Raw genomic sequence first — 19,534 nt, 5'->3', positions numbered from 1 at the left:
GTAATTAATAGTAAATAATCTCAATAATGAAACGCAGAGAAATTTTAAAATCCCTCACCCTGCTTCCGCTGGCTGGTGGGATTACAGCGACAGCTGCACCACTTAATAACATGCTTTCTGCACCAGCAGCGGGCCGCGATCTGTTCAAAGAGCTGGGTATCCGAACTTTTATAAACGCCGCAGGCAATTACACAGTTATGTCGGGTTGCCTGATGCCACCTGAAGTTATGGAAGCAATTAATGGAGCATCAAAGAAATTTGCTCTTGTTGATGATGTGCAGGAGAAGGTGGGTGAACGGATTGCGCAGATGTGCCATGCAGAAGCAGCATTGGTATCTGCAGGTTGCTGGTCGGCATTGATGCTGGGTATGGCAGGTGTTTTGACAGGGATGGATTCCAAGCGGGTAAGTCAGGTACCAAATCTTGCAGGAACCGGGATGAAATCGGAAGTGATTCTTCAAAAGAGTCATTCGATGGGTTATGATCATGCCCTTACCCAGGCTGGAGTAAAGCTGATCAAAGTCGAAACCCGGGCAGAAGTTGAGGCTGCAATCAATGAGAATACGGCTATGCTGTGGTTTTTGAACCGCGAAGTTCATGTAGGTCAGATCAAGCATGCAGAATGGCTTGAATTGGGTAAAAAGTATAATCTTCCAACAATGATTGATATTGCTGCAGACGTACCACCTGTTGAAAATCTTTGGAAGTTCAATGATATGGGCTTTGATTTGGTTGTAATTTCAGGTGGCAAGGCTATGCGCGGTCCTCAGAGTGCTGGAATTTTAATGGGTAAAAAGAAGTATGTCGATGCGGCCCGTCTGAGTAATAACCCAAGAGGTGGTATTGGCCGCGGACAAAAGGTAAATAAGGAAGAAGTATTCGGAATGTATGCCGCTCTTGAGCGTTTTATCAATCTGGATCATAAAAAGGAATGGGAGATGTGGGAAAGAAAAATTGCCTATATCGCGGGTGTTATTAAATCTATCCCTGGTGTCACTACAGGCACCCATATTCCATCAACAGAAGATAATAAAATGCCTACTCTTAAAGTTACCTGGGATCCAAATAAGATTAAGCTAACGAATATAGAAATGGGAGAACGTCTTCGCAAGGGAAATCCATCTGTAGAAGTAATTTCCTGGGAAGCACCGAATACCCTTCGTTGTGGTATGCATGTTCTTGAAGCAGGAGAAGAAAAAATTGTGGCAAGCCGTTTAAAAGAAGAACTCTTGAAGGCTTCAGTATAAATCAAAAATCAAAAATCAATAAAAATGCAAAAACGTTATTTCTTATTAGCAGCGCTGTATTTACTCGCTAATTTTTCAGTTCAGGCCCAGACTTATCAAACCTTGCTGAAAGGCGGGCATCTCATCGATGCAAAAAACAACATTAACAAAGTAATGGATGTCGCCATTCAGGATGGTAAAATCGCAGCAATTGCCGCCAATATAGATCCCAAAATGGCAAAACAGGTGATTGATATCACCGGAAAATATGTGACTCCTGGATTGATCGATATTCACGGACACGTTTTTGCAGGTACTGATCCTGATGGTCAACTGGAAAATGGGTTTTCTTCGCTTGCAGCAGATGGGTTTACCTTTCGTGTTGGGGTAACCACTATCGTTGATGCAGGTGATGCCGGGGCAGAAACTTTTGATTTGTTCAAGAAAAATGTAATCGATAAAGTTCAAACCCGTGTTCTGGCATTTTTGAATATCTCCAAAAAGGGAATGTACGGTGATGAAAATTCTCTGGAACAGCAAAATAATAGCTTTTTTGATGCTCAGATGGCTGCTGACGTAGCAAAACATTATAAAGATCATATTGTTGGGATCAAAGTTGCTCATTACCATAAATCTGACTGGGTTGCTGTTGATCGTGCGGTAGAGGCCGGTAAACTGGCTAATATGCCAATCATGGTTGATTTTGGAGGAACTGTTCCCCGTTTATCATTAGAGGAATTATTCCTGCGGAAAATGCGCCCTGGCGATATTTTTACCCATACTTATGGTGAGCTGATCAGAACTAAAGAGACTATAGTTGATCTGGAAACTAAGAAGCTGAAGCCATTCGTTCTTGAAGCCCGTAGGAGAGGTGTAATTTTTGATGTAGGTCATGGTGGTGGAAGTTTTACTTTTTCACAAGCTATACCGGCAACTCAGCAGGGATTTTTTCCGGAAACAATCAGTACAGACTTACACACCGGTAGCATGAACTCTGCTATGAAGGACCAATTGAATGTGATGTCTAAATTCATGGCTATGAATATGCCATTGGCAGATGCTGTTAAAGCAAGTACCTGGGCTGCTGCAAAGGCAATAAAGCATGAAGAACTAGGGCATCTTTCGGTAGGTGCAATTGCTGATGTAACTGTATTGAATCTTCGGGAAGGTAAATTCGGATTCTATGATGTTGCCAGATTCAAACAGGATGGGAAGAATTTACTTGAATGTGAAATGACTATTAAGGGAGGAAGGATTGTTTATGATCTGAATGCTTTGTCTTTTCCAATGGCTAAATAGCCTCAACCGCTAATACAATAGAAAATTTAATCTTTAACAAATAATATATCTTTAAATCACATGAAAAAGCAAATCACATTTATCCTTTTTATACTGTTGGCAAGTGTTATTGTATACAATTCTGCTAAGGCTCAATCGGTTGCTAAAGATCCCGAAACAAGGATCAGGGAATTGGGGATAAAATTAAGGACTCCCGGCCCGCCTTCAGCGAATTTTTTGGGTGCTGTCAGAGTAGGTAATCTGGTATTTCTTTCCGGGCAGGGTCCCCTAAAGGAAGATGGAAAATTCATGATCGGTAAGGTTGGTAAAGAGTTCAGCTTTGAAGAAGCAAAATATGCTGCACGTTTAACAGGAATTAGCTTATTGGAATCATTGAAAGCTGAAGTAGGTAATCTGAATAATGTAAAGCGAATTGTAAAGGTTTTGGGTATGGTGAATGCAGTACCAGAATTCGATAATCACTCTCAGGTAATCAACGGATTTTCGGACCTGATGGTTGAAGTATTTGGTGAAAGTGGTAAGCATGCGCGCTCAGCCATAGGGTTGGGATCATTACCTAGAAATATTCCGGTTGAGATTGAGATGATCGTTGAAATGAAGGACTGATTTTTTTAATAGTTAAAAATTATAAATATGAAACGTAGAGACGTTATTAAATTTTTATCAGTTGCTCCATTGGCAGGAGGAATTATTGGTACCGGTTTAACAGCTTCTTCAGCATCAGCCGAAGAAGCAACACCTGCTATCGCAGGACGTGACCTTTTTAAAGAACTGGGTCTTAAAACATTTATAAATGCGTCATGTGTTTGTACAACTTTGACTGCTTCTTTGATGCCGCCTGAAGTTACCCAGGCAATTACTAAAGGTGCAGAAGAATTTGTATTGCTGAATGATGTCCAGGATAAAGTTGGGGCTAAGATAGCTGAGCTTTGCCATGCGGAGGCAGCTACAGTTACCGCCGGTTGCTGGTCGGCATTGGTGCAGGGACTTGCTGGTGCAATGACTGGCATGGACCGAAAAAAGGTGATGCAACTTCCGAATGTAGATGGTATGAAGTCTGAAGTGATACTTCAAAAGGCTCATGCCAATGGATACCATCAGGCATTGACCAATACAGGTGCGAAACTTATAATCGTAGAAACTTTAGAAGAAGTTGAAGCAGCGATCAGTGAAAAGACCGCAATGCTTTGGTTTTTGAACAGGGAATTGAACAAAGGGAAATTGAACTATGAGCAATGGCTTGCCCTTGGTAAAAAGCATAATATTCCAACCATGATTGATATTGCTTCGGATGCACATCCGGTGGAAAATCTCTGGAAATTCAATGATATGGGCTTCGATATGGTTGCGATTTCAGGAGGTAAGGCAATGAGAGGGCCACAAAGTACAGGTATACTCATGGGCAAAAAAGATCTGATAGCAGCATCACGTTTAAGTGCACCGCCAAATAGCGGAATCTGCCGTGGACATAAAGTGAACAAGGAAGAAATCCTTGCTATGTATGTTGCATTGGAAAGACATATTAAAATGGATCATGAAAAGGAATGGAAGATGTGGGAAGCCAGTATGGCTGTTGTAGTGAATACCATTAAAAATATAAATGGAGTAAAAACTGAAGTTTTCATACCTGAGATCGCAAATAATACACCCACCTTACATCTTTCATGGGATGAATCTAAGATAAAAATGACAGGAAGGCAACTCAAAGAGCGTTTGTGGAATGGTAATCCGGGCATTGAAGTAATGGGTGGCGGTACAATGGGGGAAAAAAGAGATGGAATTGAACTTTCAGTATGGCAATTAAAACCAGGGCAGGAGAAAATTGTTGCTGGCAGGGTCAAAGAAGAGTTACTTAAGGCATCCGTTTAGTTTTTTTTAATCAATTTTTATCTTATCCGATACGATGAATAAGGGTGTCTTTTCCAAGCTTTTGATGGGGATTTCAATAGTTAGTTTGTTGATTTCCCTCTATATGGCTTCTAATGGCAATATTGCAGAGGCAGGGCCATTTGTTATTGCTTTTTTATTATTACTCGCAATTAGTTTCAGAGGTTTTCCTGTACTTCGTGGACTAACATTTACTACTACAATCCTTTCTGTGGTTGCAACTTCATTGTATTATCCACAATATTTCAAGGAATATAATGGATTTGAATTCGCCACTTTAATTACCCCTCTGATCCAGATAATCATGTTTGGAATGGGCTGTTCAATGGGTCTGAAAGATTTTATAGCACTGGCGAAATCTCCTAAATCAGTTATTGTTGGAGTTATCGGCCAATACACAATAATGCCTTCGCTTGGTTTTGCATTGGCAAGTTTCACTGACTTTCCACCCGAAATTTCGGCAGGAATCATTCTACTGGGATGCGCCCCAACATCTGTTACTGCAAGTGTAATGTGTTATCTGGCAAAAGCAAATGTGGTGCTCGCTATTACGATTACAGCCATTACAACTTTGCTTGCACCTTTCCTTATTCCCCTGCTTATGAAAGTACTCGCGGGTGGATTCATTGAAATAAATGTTATGGAAATGATGTGGGGTATTGTGAAAATGGTATTTATACCTATAGGCGCCGGACTCATTTTTAATAAATTTCTCCATGGGAAAGCGAAATGGCTGGATGATTCAATGCCATTGGTTTCTATGATTGGTGTTGCATTTATTGTTGCGATAATTATGGCTGCAGGAAGGGATAGTATACTGAATATCGGACTTGAACTGATCATCGTAGTTTTTCTTATGATTCTCTTTGGATTTTTCTTTGGCTACTGGCTGGCAAGACTTTTCAAATTATCTGAATTTGATTGCCGTACAATTTCAATTACCACTGGCACTCAGAACGCCGGCCTTGTTTCAGGGATTGCAAAAGTTATGGGTAAGATTGCAACTGTTGGACTTGCCACCGCTGTTTGCGGGCCTATCATGGGTTTTTCATCATCGATTCTTGCTTCATACTGGAATAGTAATCCGCCTAAAGAGGAGGCTTCAGCCGGAATGGCAGAAGCTTAAATCCTGAATTTTTGAATTTTTAATATTAGAATACAATATCATGTCTTTTAGAATAGCCCTAATGGGTATCTACCACGAGTCAAATACTTTTGTTCCCCAGGCTACAACCACTGCCGACTTCAGGAACGGTAAATATTTGACCGGTGAAGCAATCAGAAAAGAGTATCAAACCGCCCATAATGAAGTAGGTGGGATGCTGGAAGTAATGGACAGGGAAGGAATGCAAGTTATTCCGATTCTGTTCGCATCTGCAACGCCCGGTGGTGCTCTTTCTGCAAATACATATAATGGGCTGCTGAAAAATATGATGGATGAACTTGAAAAAGTTCTGCCTGTGGATGCCTGTCTGGTTATACCCCATGGGGCAGGGGTTTCTGAAGAATTTCCAGATATGGACGGACATTGGTTAAGTCTGTTAAGAAAAAGAGTAGGTGATTCAGTTCCTATTTTCGGAACTCTTGATTTGCATGCAAACGTCAGTCCGCTGATGGTATCATCCACTAATGCTCTGGTGGCCTATAAAGAGAATCCGCATGTTGATATGAGACAGCGGGGTGTTGAGGCTGCAAATTTGCTGGTAGATCATTTAAAGGGCAAAACAAATCCGGTTCAGGTATTGGTTCAGGTTCCTCTGGCTATCAGTATTGAGCAACAGTTAACTGCTAATGAACCTTGCAAAAGCCTTTATGCTTATGCCAATGAATTGAGCCGGGACCCTGAGATTTTATCTCTCAGCATTCAGCACGGTTTTCCTTATGCTGATGTGGAAGAAATGGGGACCTCAGTAATTGTGGTAGCCAATGGGAACAGGGCAAAAGCACTTGAGATTGCAAAGAAATTGGAAACTTATATTCTCGATAGAAAGGAAAGTTTTGTAGGTGTTAAAAACGACATTCAATCTTCTCTGGATTTGATTGATAACAGTGAAAAGCCGGTTTTATTACTCGATATGGGTGATAACGTGGGTGGAGGCGGTCCTGCAAATAATTGCTGCATTCTGGAAGCCTTCGAAGAGAGTAAAAAATATAAATATTTCGTTTGTATCTATGATCCTGAGGCTGTTCGTATGGCTGGCAACCATCAGCCGGGAGAGTGGTTCGAGCTGATTATAGTTGGTACAGGGAAGGATGGAATAAGAACCTACAGGCTTAAAGTAAAATTGCTTCGTGTAACAAATGGTGAATTCCAGGAAAGCAATCCACGGCATGGCGGACAGATCAATTTTAATATGGGTAAAACAGCAGTAGTTGCGACAGAACAGGGTAGTGAAATCATGCTGACCACCCTACGAGTAATGCCCTTCAGTTTGCAACAATTAATTTCTCAGGGTGTACAACCTTCTGATTTTGATGCAATAGTGGCCAAGGGGGTGAATGCTCCTATTGCGGCCTATGCACCGGTTTGTCCGACTATAATTCAGGTAAACACTCCCGGAGTAACCCAGGCTGATATGACACTATTTAAATATGAACACAGGCGCAAACCATTATTCCCCTTTGAAAAATAATTAATGTATCGAATAATATCTTAAGTCCGAATTGTTTTTTTACCCTTCGGACGAATATAATTTAAACGGATTCACAATGGATAGACAGGAAATTAACAAAAAGAGAAACAGGGCATTATTTCTGATCTTCGGAATGGCATCGTTACTGATACTACTGAATGTACAGGTATATGCCCAGGCAGCAAAAGATAATCTGCGTCCTGCTGCACTTGGAAAGAATGGTATGATTGCTACAGCAAATCCGCTAGCAACGCTGGCTGGCCAGAAAATTTTAGTTAAAGGGGGAAATGCTATCGATGCAATTGTTGCCGCCGCGGCTTCCCTTAATGCCGCAGAACCTTATATGTCAGGAACTGCAGGTGTGGGATACATGCTGTTCTATTCTGCAAAGGAAAATAGGGTGAGATCCCTGGTTTTTGGAGGTTGGGTACCTGAAACTTTCAGAATCACAAAGTTTAAAACTGATGTTAAAGTTGCAGATGGTGCCGGTCATGGCGCAATGGAAAGTATTGGGCCAAGAATTGCCTCAGTTCCCGGAAATCTTGCCGGTTGGGCTAAGGCATTGAAAGATTACGGAACGATGCCTCTTTCTGAAGTCTTCGAGAGCGCAATTGATTATCTTGAAAATGGGGTTCCAATCACAGAATTTGATCAGGCAATGTGGGCCGGGACGGTTAAGAGGATTGCTCCTCATGCTGAATCAAGAAAGATTTTCTTTAAAAATGATAAAGATCCTTTTGTAATCGGTGATTATTTTTCAAATAAGCCTTTGGCGAAAACGATGAGACGGATTGCAAGTGAGGGAATTGATGTTTTTTACAAGGGTGAGATTGCTAAAGAAATGGCAGCAGCTTTTGCCCGTGATGGAGGTTTTATCACTGAAAAGGACCTTGCCTCTGTACCTGATAAAGTGCAGTGGGTTGATCCCATCTCAATTAAATACCGTGATTATACAGTTTACAACAACCCTCCTCCGGGAATGGGTCTCCAGCAACTACAAACGCTGAAGATCATGGAAGGTTTTGATCTGAAAAAGATGGGTCATAACAGCGTGGACTATCTGGCACATTTGCTTGAGGCGGTGAATCTGAGCAGAATTGATTCTGATAAATATATTGGTGATCCAAAATTCGTCAATGTTCCCGTGGATATGTTGCTTTCAGATGCATACATCGCCAAACAACGTGAAAAGGTTATTGCTAAGGTGAAAGAAAGAAAGGCCGGATTGAAGCCTGAGACTTCTCAAAACATTAGCCCGGATGCTGTTGACGATCCAAATGCAGCCAAATACAGATACGCAACAACAAGTCTGTCTGCAGTTGATAAATGGGGTAATGCAGTCGTAATTATCCAGACTCATGGCGGAGGATTTGGATCAGGATATGTTGCCGGAAATACCGGTGTGGTGTTTAACAGTGCGCTTGATTGGATGACACTCGAGCCTGGTAAAGCAAATACTGTTGTTCCGGGCAAGGCTGTTGGATGGTGTATAGGTGGAATGATGCAATTCCATAAGGATGGTAAACCTCAGTTAATTGTAGGTTCACCGGGTAGTTTCGGTATTTTACAGTCTGTTCCGCAGGTAGCTATGAATAACATAGATTTTGGAATGAACATTCAGGATGCGATCAGTGCGCCCCGCTTCAGATGGAAGGATGAGTTGGGCTCAGTACCGGCAAAGGAGATCATCATGGAAACCAGAGTACAAGCAGGCGTTATCAAAACATTACGAGGGATGGGTTATGTGATAGACACAAGCCTGGGCGATTGGTCAATGACCGTCGGAGGAGCTCAGGGGATTACCATAGACCAGAAAACAGGCTGGCTGATGGGTGGTGCCGATCTGAGGAGAAATGGTTATGCAGTGGGTTGGTAATCCTTTATAACGTTATTTATTTTACATAAACCTATTAAGATGAAAGTAAAAAGCACAAATCCCAGAAGGGACTTTATTAAAAAATCAGTTCTAACCGCAGCCGGTATGAGTATCGTTCCCGGGTTTGTTATGGGTGAGAATGGGAATATTACTTCCATTACCGAACAGCTTTCAAGAGCTCTGGCAGGTCAGGATGGGATTAAGAAAGTTGCATTCATAACTCATATATACAGAAATAGTGCTCATGCTGATGTTATCGGCACCAAGCTTTTTCTTGGTATTCCAACTGATGAGGGAATGGTAGCTCCTCAGATAAAAATTGCTTCGGTCTACATTGAGCAGGTTGGTGCAAATGACACGGGTATCAGAATCGCGAATATGAATAATACTCCGGTCTATCCCACAGTTGAAGAAGCATTAACACTTGGAGGAGACAAACTTGCTGTCGATGCGGTGATTTATGTCGGTGAACATGGTGAATATCCCTACAACAGACTGGGAATGAAATTATATCCCCGCATGAATTATCTTGAGAGGATATTCAGAGTGTTTGATGCATCCAATAGATCGGTGCCTGTTTTTACAGATAAAGCCTTGTCTTATAGCTGGTTGGATAGCAGATGGATTTATGATCGTGCAAAGGAATTGAATGTTCCTATGATGGCGGGCTCTTCTTTGCCTTACTGCTGGAGAGATAAACAATTGATTCATCCCATTGGAGTTAAAATATCAGAAGCAGTTGCAATCGGATATGCATCACTTGATGCCTACGGTTTTCACGTAACTGAGATTCTGCAGTGTATGCTTGAAAGAAGAGCTGGTGGAGAAACTGGGGTTAAAAGTGTTGAGGGCTTGAAAGGAGATGATGTTTGGAAAGCCATCGATTCAGGAAAGATTTCTCAAAAGTTGGTTGATGCAGCATGTGATACGATACAGGGTAAGGCTACCGGAAATATGCGTGAAATAGTAACTACACCTTATGCTGTAATTGTTAATTATGCAGATGGTACTAAAGGTACAATTATGATGCTGGATAAGTATGTTAATACAGGTTGGGCTTATTCTGCAAACACCTCAAAAGGAATTGTTGCAACAGAATTTGTACTAAGTGGCGGCCCAACTTATGCCCATTTTAGCTATTTGGCTCTGAATATTCAGAAATTTATTGTAAGCGGCCCAACTGCCCCAATTGAAAGAAACTTATTGACAAGCGGTATTATTGATATGGGAATACGTTCACTGGCTGAGGGCAAGGTAAAAGAGACACCGTTTTTAAATATTAAATATTCAGCTGCAGGTTACGAGCCAATCAGACCTACCGCACCGCGACCAACGGGACAAAGTATAGCTCCATGGCACCCTAAGGAGTATGAGTTTATGATCCCGGATGCCTTTAAGAACAAGGGATAATCATTTCACGAAAATTTATTTAAATAGCAGATACTTTTTTTAGAATATACCAGAAATAATACGCGTTTAATTTGGAAAATCAGTAAAAAGTCAAGAATATGCATTTTATTTAAACAACACCCAATTTAAAAGCAAAATTCAATAAAAATGAAAGTCAATTTTAAAAATTTATACGGGACTAATCTTCGCACAAAGCTAATTGCTTTTTTAGGTCTGGCATTTCTGATTACGATCAGTTTTATTAAATCAGGAGGACCTGGTGGACTACCACAGGGTGATCCTGGTAATGGCGGACTTGCACTTCCCGGCGATTTTGAGGCGGTTGTAGTTGCTGATTCTCTCGGTCGTGCAAGGCATCTTGCAATTAATAAGAACGGAGATATTTATGTTAAATTAAGAGTGCCTGATGCCCAAAAACGTGGTAGTGTTGCCCTGAGAGACAATAATAATGATGGTAAAGCAGATATCATTGAGTATTTCGGAAGCTATCCGGATACAGGCAATTATGGAACTGCAATGCGTATCCACAAGGGTTATCTGTATTTCAGTACAGCAGGAGAGGTTTTAAGAACCAAACTGACTCCTGGAAAATTAGTTCCGGAAGGCAAAACAGAAACTATTGTTGTTGATAATTACAAAAGAGGAAAATATTCCCATATCGCTAAACCAATTGCTTTTGATAATAAAGGAAATATGTATGTTCCTTTTGGTTCCCCAAGTGATGTTTGCCAGATTGCTGACAGACAACCAGGTTCTTTGGGTCAAACACCTTGCCCTGAATTGAAAGAGCATGCAGGTGTTTGGAAATTCAGTGAGAGTAAATTAAACCAGAAACAGAGTGACGGTACTATGTATGCTACAGGTATTCGCAGTATCGTAGGTATGGCATGGAATAAAGCAGATAACTCTTTGTATGCAATGCAGCATGGACGTGATGATCTTTCCAGAACATGGTCTGATATGTATACTTCATGGCATAGCGCACTTTTGCCATCTGAAGAGTTTCTGAAAGTACCTGAAGGATCTGATTCAGGCTGGCCATACTACTATTATGATTTTATGCAGGGTAAAAAATTATTAAACCCTGAATATGGTGGTGATGGTAAAAAAGAGGGTGATGCTGCTAAATACAACATGCCAATCATTGGTTTTCCTGGTCATTTTGCTCCAAACGATTTACTTTTCTATACTGGAAATCAGTTTCCTGAGCGTTATAAAAATGGAGCATTTGTTGCTTTCCATGGCTCAACGATACGTGCGCCATATCCACAGGGAGGTTATTGTGTAGCTTTTGTTCCATTTAAGAATGGCAAGTTTTCAAGCGAATGGGAATTATTTGCTGATGGATTTGGCGGGGTAGACACCATCGTTTACACATCGGATGCTAAATACCGTCCAATGGGTCTGGCGCAAGGTCCTGATGGATCTCTTTACATGAATGATAGTGAGAAGGGAAAGATCTGGAGAGTTATGTTTAAAGGTGATAAGAAAAAGTTCGGTACCAGCCAGCTTGCTGGTATGGCAGCCCGTAAATTGACCTCACCAAATGTAAAAAGTCCGGACTTCGAAAAGGACAATCTTATGAAAGGTCAATTGGCCGCAGGTGCCAAATTGTATAATACCTACTGTGCATCATGCCATCAGCAGAATGGTAAAGGAGATGGAACACGTTTCCCTCCGGTTGCTGAATCTGAATGGGTAAATGGCGACAGAAGAAAGTTGATTGAATTAGTACTAAACGGTCTTTCAGGTCCAATTACAGTTAAGGGTGTTGGATACAATGAAGCTATGCCACCTCATGGTTATCTGAAGGATACAGAAATCGCACAGATATTAACTTACGTTAGATCAAGCTTTGGAAATAATTCAAGTGCTATTACTTCAAATGAAGTGTCCAGATATCGCGCTGGACGAAGATAGATAAACAAAGAGTATGAAATTTATCACCTATCTGTTATTTATATCTCTGACTTTCTTAATGAAAGGCGGAGATATTCTTTCTTCTGCGAAGCCAAACTCATTCTCAGTAGCTGGTTCTCCAATCAAGCCCGCTGATGATAAAAAGTATAAAGTTTCTAAATTAAAGGGTGCTTTAACAATCAACGCAGATTGGAATAAGGCGCAATGGAAGAATATAGAAACGATTAAAATCGAAAACTATATGGGGACAATTCCACCGTTCAAACCAACGGTTGAAGCCAAAATGATGTATGATAATGATAATGTTTATGTGATCTTTCGTGTAAAAGACCGTTATGTTCGAAGTCTGGTGCAGGAGTATAATGGCAATGTTTCAGGTGATTCTTGTGTTGAATTTTTCTTTGCTCCTGATTCTAATTTTCCATTAAATTATTTCAATCTGGAAATTAATGCCGGAGGTACACCTTTGATTTTTTATATTAAGCATCCTTATCCTTCAACTCCTTACGTAAAACTTGAAGTAAGTGAAATTGAAGAAATTGAAATTGCACATTCATTACCATCAAAGGTTGATCCTGAGATTACTGAACCTGTAACCTGGACTATTGAATATAGAATCCCCTTATCAATGTTAGCCAAGTTCTCAAATGTAAGCCGTCCTGCACCGGGTGTGGTTTGGAAAGCAAATTTTTATAAAACTGGTAGCAGAACATCGAATCCAAATTATATTACCTGGAATATTGTTGATAATCCCAGACCAAATTTTCATCTTCCCCAGTTTTTCGGAACGCTGATATTCCAATAATTTATCGATTGTGCCGGGTTCAAATGAGATGGAAAAACTGGCGATAATAGGCTGCGGCACCATGGGGCATTCAATCGCCCTGAATGCTGCCTGGGTGGGTATGAAGGTGAAAATGTATGGTGTTGATACAAATGATATTCAAAAGGGAATGTCAGGTGTCAATGATAAATTAAACACGCTTCTTAAAAATGACCTGATTACCAATGACCAGCTAAGCCAGATCCTCAAAAATATTACCGGAACATCTTCACTGTCAGAAGCTGTTGATGGTGCTACTTTTATCATTGAATGTATCCCTGAAGTTCTGGAGCTTAAAAATGATCTTTTTAGAAAACTGGATGAAATGTGCGGCGAGGAGGTTATTCTTGCAACAAATACTTCCGGACTGAGCCCAAGTCGAATTGCTTTGAATTTAAAGCATCCCGAAAGAACCCTTGCAACACATTTTTGGAATCCAGCTCATCTTATTCCTTTGGTGGAAGTATTAAGAGCTGAGTTTACGGATGACAAAACTTTCAACAGGGCGATTAATATGTTGAAGTTCATGAATAAAAAGCCGATCGAAGTTAAAAAAGAAGTGCCCGGACTCGTCGGAAACCGACTTCAGTTCGCACTTTTCAGGGAGGCACAATATCTTCTGGAGCAGGGAATCGCAAGTAAAGAAGATATCGATGCAGCAGTAACTTACAGTATCGGGCGAAGGTTGCCTGTAACTGGTCCTCTGCTCTCTGCGGATATGGGTGGACTGGATGTTTTCGCTTCAATCTCTGATTACCTTTTCAAAGATCTGAGTAATGCTGATCAGTCATCAGCAAATTTGAAAGATTTGGTTGCCCAACGTCACTTTGGTCAAAAAAATGGAGAAGGATTTTATCTGTGGGATGAGAAGTTTTCGGAAGAAATGAATCACAAAAGGGAAGAACAGCTCATCCGATTTTTAAAAGAGGATATCAATTAAAACAGAAATATATAACATTAAATAATGTGAACCAATGGAAATTGGTCTCATATTCAATAAATTAAAAAAAACTACATGAAAAGTTTAGACTATTCCAAATCAGCCGAATTACTTGGAAGGGCAAAGAAAGTACTTGCCGGTGGCGTTTCTTCAGAATTCAGAAAATACAATCATCCGCATGCGATATTTTATACCCATGGTAAAGGAAGCCACCTGTTTGATGTGGACGGGAATGATTATCTGGATTTTACCTTAAGCCAGGGACCACTGATTCTGGGTCACTCACACCCTCATGTCTTAAAGTCGGTAAAGGAATATTCTGAGCTGGGTCAGCTTTATGCCGGACAGCATATCAGGGAAATTGAACTTGCTGAAAAAATTAATAAGCTGATTCCTTCCGCCGAATTAATGCGTTTCTGTCTCGATGGTTCTGAAGCAGTTCAAACTGCTTTCAGGGTTGCCAGAGCGAAAACTGGGAAACAAAAATTCCTTCGTTTTGAAGGACATTATCATGGATGGTTGGATAATGTGGCCTGGGGAATTTCTACTCCATCTGCTGAGGCCCTTGGAAGTAGAGAAAACCCAAATGTGTATCCCTGGTCCGCCGGAATACCGGATCATTCAAAGGATGAATTCATCATACTTCCATGGAATGATATTGAACTGGTGAAGAAAACCCTTGCAGAGCGCCATGGGGAGATTGCTGCGATAATTACTGAGCCAATTATGTGTAATAATGGATGCATCATGCCTGAGGAAGGTTTTCATGCCGGTTTGCGCAGTTTATGTGATCAATATGGCATTGCTCTGATCTTTGATGAGGTAATCACCGGTTTCAGAATGAGCATTGGCGGTTCTCAGCAATATTTCGGAATTACTCCTGATATGTCAATATTCGCGAAAGCAATGGGTAGCGGATACCCAATCAGCGCCATTGTTGGAAAAAGAGAATGGATGGGATTAATTGAAGAGGCAAAAGTAATTCATGCAGGAACAATGAACTCCAGTAATCCAACAATTGCGGCCGCTTTGGCAACTATTGAAGTTCTGGAGCAGGAAAATCCATATGAAAGAATGTTCAGACTTGGAAACAAGCTAATGAATGGGATAAGAGAGGCAGCTAGTGGAAATAATCATAATTTGCTGGTTCAGGGTCCTGGTCCGATGTTTAATATCGGTTTTACAGATCTTAAGAAGGTAAAGGATTATCGAGATACCCTGACTTACGATAAGGCAAAGCTTGGTAAATTCATTTCTGCGATGCACGATGAGCGGATCAGGATAATTGGCAGAGGCTTATGGTATATTAGTACCGCCCATACTGAGGCTGATATTGACCACGCAATAGCAGTATCCAAGCGTGTTTTGAGTACTATGTAAAATACTGGCTTTTCTTAGGAATTTGTATTCCATTAGAAATTATTTCAATTTAGAGGTCTAAACAAAAAATATGGATACTGGGAAGCTTTTGGAAGCTATTCTGCCAAAAGAACGAATAAAATGCCGCTTAATTGACCTTGTTGCTTATGCGTCTGATGCAGGTTTTTATTATCTGAGACCAAAAGCAGTTGTGCAGCCGCTTAGTGAAAAGGAAATTATCTCGCTCCTTGAATTTTCTCACCGGAATAAAATTCCAATGACCTTTCGGACAGGGGGGACCAGTTTGTCGGGTCAATCCATATCTGATGGTATCCTGGTAGATTTAAGCCAGTACTGGAATCAATTACTTATTGAAGATAATGGTGGCCTGGTGAGGGTACAGCCCGGAATTACCGGTTCGATGGTTAATACCTTTCTTAAAAAGCATAAACGCAAAATAGGACCTGATCCATCCAGTATCGACTCAGCAATGATCGGGGGGATTCTGTCGAATAACTCAAGCGGGATGTGTTGCGGAGTTAGTCTGAATTCCTACCATACTACAAAACACATTCGTTTTATTCTGCCTTGCGGTAAAAGCTTTTCAACCGAAGTCAAAGCAGATTACCATCGCTTTAAGGAGGAATGTCCGGATATCTATTCCACATTATTAAATTTAAAGAATCAGATCGTTGAGAATGCTGCTCTTTCGCAGAGGATCAGAACAAAATATCTCACAAAAAATACGGTTGGGTATTCCTTGAATGCCTTTATTGATTATTCCGATCCGCTCGATATTCTTTCGCACCTGCTGATAGGTGCAGAAGGTACACTTGGCTTCATTGCTGAGGCAGTGATGGAAACCGTACCCGATTATCCGTTCAAGTCCACCGCATTCATCTACTTTGAGACCATTTATTCTGCCTGTCAGGCTATTGGCCCATTAACGGAGTCGGGAGCCGAAGCTGTTGAGCTAATGGATAGAGCATCTCTAAGGTCGATTGAGGATTTGAAAGGTGCTCCTGAGATATTAAAAACTTTGCCTGAAACGGCAGCAGCATTATTGGTTGAATATCAGAGTAACAGCAAGGAAGAACTACAGGCTAAAATTGACAGCCTCCTGCCTCATACCGGCTCATTTTTACTACTGGAGCCTATCAGTTTTACCGAGGATCCATATATTCAGGCATTTTACTGGAAACTCCGAAAGGGGATGTTTCCGGCAGTTGGTGCTGTCAGGGCGAGCGGGACGACCGTAATTTTGGAAGATATTGCTTTTCCGGTTGCTAAACTTGGAGATGCTATTCTCGATTTGCATGTTCTCTTTGAAAAGTATGAATATGAAAATGCAATCATCTTCGGCCATGCCAAGGATGGTAATATTCACTTCGTAGTAACTCAATCCTTTAATTCTGCAGAGGAAGTAGTACGCTACGATAAATTCTTAAGGGAAGTTGTTGAGCTGGTTGTCGATAAATATGATGGTACACTGAAGGCTGAGCATGGCACTGGCCGAAACATGTCTCCATTTGTAGAGACTGAATGGGGTTCTGAAGCCTATCAGATCATGAAGAGGTTAAAGCAGGTCGTAGATCCGCAGAACCTGCTGAATCCCGGAGTCATTATCAATGAACATAAAAATGCCCATTTACACGACCTGAAATCTTTGCCAAGTGTTGAACAGGAAGTCGACAGATGTATTGAGTGCGGCTATTGCGAGTATAAATGCCCGAGTCGGAATGTAACCTTAACGCCAAGACAGCGGATAGTTGTCAGACGCGAACTGGCATTGTTAAAAGCTAAAGGCGATCATGGCACTCATGCTGAATTAGTCCAGCAATTTCAGTACGACGGTCTTGATACCTGTGCTGTGGATGGCCTTTGTGCAACGAGCTGTCCGGTGGACATAAATACCGGCGATCTGGTTAAGCGATTGAGAAGAGAAAGCCATTCAGGTTTTTCAAATCAGGTCGCACTTTTTGTCTCAAAGAATTTCCGGTTGGTAACTTATATTGTGAATTTTGCACTTGAGGCAGGTACATTTATCAATAAGGTCTTTGGAAAGAATTCAATGAACCTGATGACCAGAGGGATAAAAAAGATCATTCCGGCATTTCCACTTTGGAGTAATCAATTGATTGTAAGTAGCTCTATTTCAGGAAAATACGAGAAGGTTGTAAATCTTGAGATCAATAATGGACCAGCTGTAGTTTATTTCCCAACCTGTATTTCAAGGGTAATGGGTGGTACCGCAGGTAAAAAGAATATCCCGGATACATTTTTAAGTGTGTCATCCAAATCCGGGATTCAGGTCATCATTCCTGAGGGAATTGAATCGCTTTGTTGCGGACAGCTTTTTTCTTCAAAAGGATTTAATCCCGCTTACGCAGATAAGGTTAATGAGACCATTGAGAAACTTTGGACAATAACCAATGGAGGAATGTTGCCTATAATTCTGGATGTAACTTCCTGTTCCCATACACTTCAGCAATGCCGCCCGGTTTTGAGTGATAGTAATAAGGAGAAGTATGATCGCTTAAGCATTTTGGATAGTATTGATTACCTCCATGATTATGTAATACCGGCATGCGGACCTGTTGAAAAGAAGGGTACCATTGTACTTCACCCGGTTTGTTCTTTACAAAAAATGGACCTTGAGAGGAAGTTTGTTGCAGTTGCTTCTCATTTTAGTAATACCGCGGATGTTCCGGTGCATTCAGGATGTTGTGGAATGGCAGGAGATCGTGGGTTTCTGTATCCCGAACTGACTGCTTCAGCTACAGCTCCGGAGGCAATGGAAGTCAAAAAAGGTTTTTATGAAGGTTATTATTCTTCAGGTAAGACCTGCGAGATTGCTATGTCTGAAGCGGTGGGTAAGAATTACGAGTCTGTTCTGTACCTTGCAGATGAATGCATAAAGGATTAGATCGCATATCCATTTAAACAAAATAGTGAGGGCTCTATGAATTGAAGAATGTTTTGATTACCGGAAGTACCAGCGGTATCGGCCTCGGTATTGCTATAGAATTTGCAAAATCAGGTTATAACCTTGTTTTTCATGGACTGGAGAAGGATGGTGCTGAGATTGCTGCTGAGATTGGAAAGCAAAATCGAATAAATGCCTTTTTCTCCTCAGCAAACCTGCTTGATCCTTCAGAGATCGCAATAATGGTTAAAGAAGCATCCACCCAACTGGGTGATATAGACATTCTGGTGAATAATGCCGGGATTCAGTATGTATCGCCTGTTGAAGATTTCCCATTGAACAAATGGAATGATATCATTGCTGTAAATCTGACCGCTGCATTTTGTACATCTCAGGCGGTTTGGCCTGGCATGAAGGCCAAAAACTGGGGAAGAATCATCAATATTTCCTCTGCACATGGTTTAGTGGCATCAGAAAACAAATCTGCCTATGTAGCATCCAAACATGGCTTAATCGGTTTAACCAAAACTTTGGCTCTGGAGGGAGCAGGCTATGGAATAACAGCGAATGCAATTTGCCCGGGTTTTGTTAAAACTCCATTAGTTGAAAAGCAAATCACAGATCTGGCAAAGCAACAGAATATTACCGAAGCCGAAGTAATTCAGAAAAATATTTTACAAAAGCATGCTGTCAAAAACTTTGTAAGTCCTGAGGAGATTGCTGTTCTTGCCTTGTTTCTAGCGTCAAAAAATGCTTCAATGATTACAGGTACTTCGATACCTGTAGATGGGGGCTGGGTTGCGCAATAGTGCCCCGCCCCGCACCGGATCAAGTCCGGTGTGACTCGTGTTATGTCAGGTATTAATACCAGTACGGTTGATTAATAGGCCCCAGCTTTAGCTGGGGTCAACATTTTGTTCATTTTCGGGCTTCAGCCCATAGACTACACTAGTTGAAAGTTTTGAAATAATAAAAAATCGGGTTATGGAATAGTTTTGGGGATTATTTATCGGCAATATGGTGCTGAAGCACCAGTAATTGTTCCGTTCTGGTCGCTTAGGTTTTGGGCTGAAGCCCGGCCTAAAACCTGATCCTTACCCGGAGCTAAAGTGCTTGTTGCGCAACCCTGCGCTGAAAGATTCAACATTGTAGGTGTTAGTGAGCATATTATTGGGTGATAGGTAGCAGATTAAACCATCCCCTGTAAAAGAGAGCTACACTGTTAGTAAAGTCAT

The 19,534-nt window shown here is 41.2% G+C and carries 15 protein-coding genes; 14 read left to right on the top strand and 1 reads right to left on the bottom strand.

Going from position 1 to position 19,534, the window contains the following annotated elements; genetic code table 11:
• Positions 1-26 precede the first annotated feature (26 nt).
• The 14 genes from Q8M41_RS14375 to Q8M41_RS14310 all read left to right on the top strand — a co-directional run bounded on the left by Q8M41_RS14375 (position 27) and on the right by Q8M41_RS14310 (position 19,108).
• Entirely contained in the window at positions 27-1,247 is a 1,221-nt protein-coding gene (locus Q8M41_RS14375; RefSeq protein WP_305365978.1) for an aminotransferase class V-fold PLP-dependent enzyme, read from the top strand.
• Between the two features lie 24 nt (positions 1,248-1,271).
• Entirely contained in the window at positions 1,272-2,525 is a 1,254-nt protein-coding gene (locus Q8M41_RS14370) for an amidohydrolase/deacetylase family metallohydrolase (protein WP_305365977.1), read from the top strand.
• A 60-nt stretch (positions 2,526-2,585) separates the two neighbouring features.
• Positions 2,586-3,131, top strand: coding sequence for a RidA family protein (locus Q8M41_RS14365; RefSeq protein ID WP_305365976.1), 546 nt, complete (start codon positions 2,586-2,588; stop codon positions 3,129-3,131).
• 27 nt (positions 3,132-3,158) lie between these two features.
• Positions 3,159-4,394, top strand: a complete 1,236-nt coding sequence (locus Q8M41_RS14360) for an aminotransferase class V-fold PLP-dependent enzyme (RefSeq protein ID WP_305365975.1) — start codon at positions 3,159-3,161, stop codon at positions 4,392-4,394.
• A gap of 34 nt (positions 4,395-4,428) precedes the next feature.
• Positions 4,429-5,538, top strand: coding sequence for a bile acid:sodium symporter family protein (locus Q8M41_RS14355; RefSeq protein WP_305365974.1), 1,110 nt, complete (start codon positions 4,429-4,431; stop codon positions 5,536-5,538).
• A 40-nt stretch (positions 5,539-5,578) separates the two neighbouring features.
• Positions 5,579-7,045, top strand: coding sequence for a M81 family metallopeptidase (locus tag Q8M41_RS14350; RefSeq protein WP_305365973.1), 1,467 nt, complete (start codon positions 5,579-5,581; stop codon positions 7,043-7,045).
• A gap of 76 nt (positions 7,046-7,121) precedes the next feature.
• Positions 7,122-8,921: a gamma-glutamyltransferase gene (gene ggt, locus Q8M41_RS14345; RefSeq protein ID WP_305365972.1), complete on the top strand. Its 1,800-nt coding sequence runs from the start codon at positions 7,122-7,124 to the stop codon at positions 8,919-8,921.
• 39 nt (positions 8,922-8,960) lie between these two features.
• Positions 8,961-10,331 (top strand): hypothetical protein, encoded by a 1,371-nt coding sequence (locus Q8M41_RS14340; protein ID WP_305365971.1) that lies wholly within the window; start codon positions 8,961-8,963, stop codon positions 10,329-10,331.
• A gap of 147 nt (positions 10,332-10,478) precedes the next feature.
• Positions 10,479-12,251, top strand: coding sequence for a c-type cytochrome (locus Q8M41_RS14335; protein WP_305365970.1), 1,773 nt, complete (start codon positions 10,479-10,481; stop codon positions 12,249-12,251).
• Between the two features lie 13 nt (positions 12,252-12,264).
• Entirely contained in the window at positions 12,265-13,056 is a 792-nt protein-coding gene (locus tag Q8M41_RS14330; RefSeq protein ID WP_305365969.1) for a carbohydrate-binding family 9-like protein, read from the top strand.
• Between the two features lie 10 nt (positions 13,057-13,066).
• Entirely contained in the window at positions 13,067-14,014 is a 948-nt protein-coding gene (locus Q8M41_RS14325; RefSeq protein WP_305365968.1) for a 3-hydroxyacyl-CoA dehydrogenase family protein, read from the top strand.
• A gap of 75 nt (positions 14,015-14,089) precedes the next feature.
• Positions 14,090-15,394 (top strand): aspartate aminotransferase family protein, encoded by a 1,305-nt coding sequence (locus Q8M41_RS14320; protein ID WP_305365967.1) that lies wholly within the window; start codon positions 14,090-14,092, stop codon positions 15,392-15,394.
• A 70-nt stretch (positions 15,395-15,464) separates the two neighbouring features.
• Positions 15,465-18,299: an FAD-binding and (Fe-S)-binding domain-containing protein gene (locus Q8M41_RS14315; RefSeq protein WP_305365966.1), complete on the top strand. Its 2,835-nt coding sequence runs from the start codon at positions 15,465-15,467 to the stop codon at positions 18,297-18,299.
• Positions 18,300-18,340: 41 nt separating this feature from the next.
• Positions 18,341-19,108 (top strand): 3-hydroxybutyrate dehydrogenase, encoded by a 768-nt coding sequence (locus Q8M41_RS14310; protein ID WP_305365965.1) that lies wholly within the window; start codon positions 18,341-18,343, stop codon positions 19,106-19,108.
• 197 nt (positions 19,109-19,305) lie between these two features.
• Here the strand turns inward: Q8M41_RS14310 and Q8M41_RS14305 are convergent, their stop codons facing one another.
• Positions 19,306-19,446: a hypothetical protein gene (locus tag Q8M41_RS14305; RefSeq protein ID WP_305365964.1), complete on the bottom strand. Its 141-nt coding sequence runs from the start codon at positions 19,444-19,446 to the stop codon at positions 19,306-19,308.
• Positions 19,447-19,534: the final 88 nt, after the last annotated feature.

The sequence above is a fragment of the Daejeonella sp. genome, from assembly GCF_030684675.1.
GTDB lineage: Bacteria > Bacteroidota > Bacteroidia > Sphingobacteriales > Sphingobacteriaceae > Daejeonella.
This window is presented reverse-complemented; position numbering and strand designations above follow the sequence as displayed.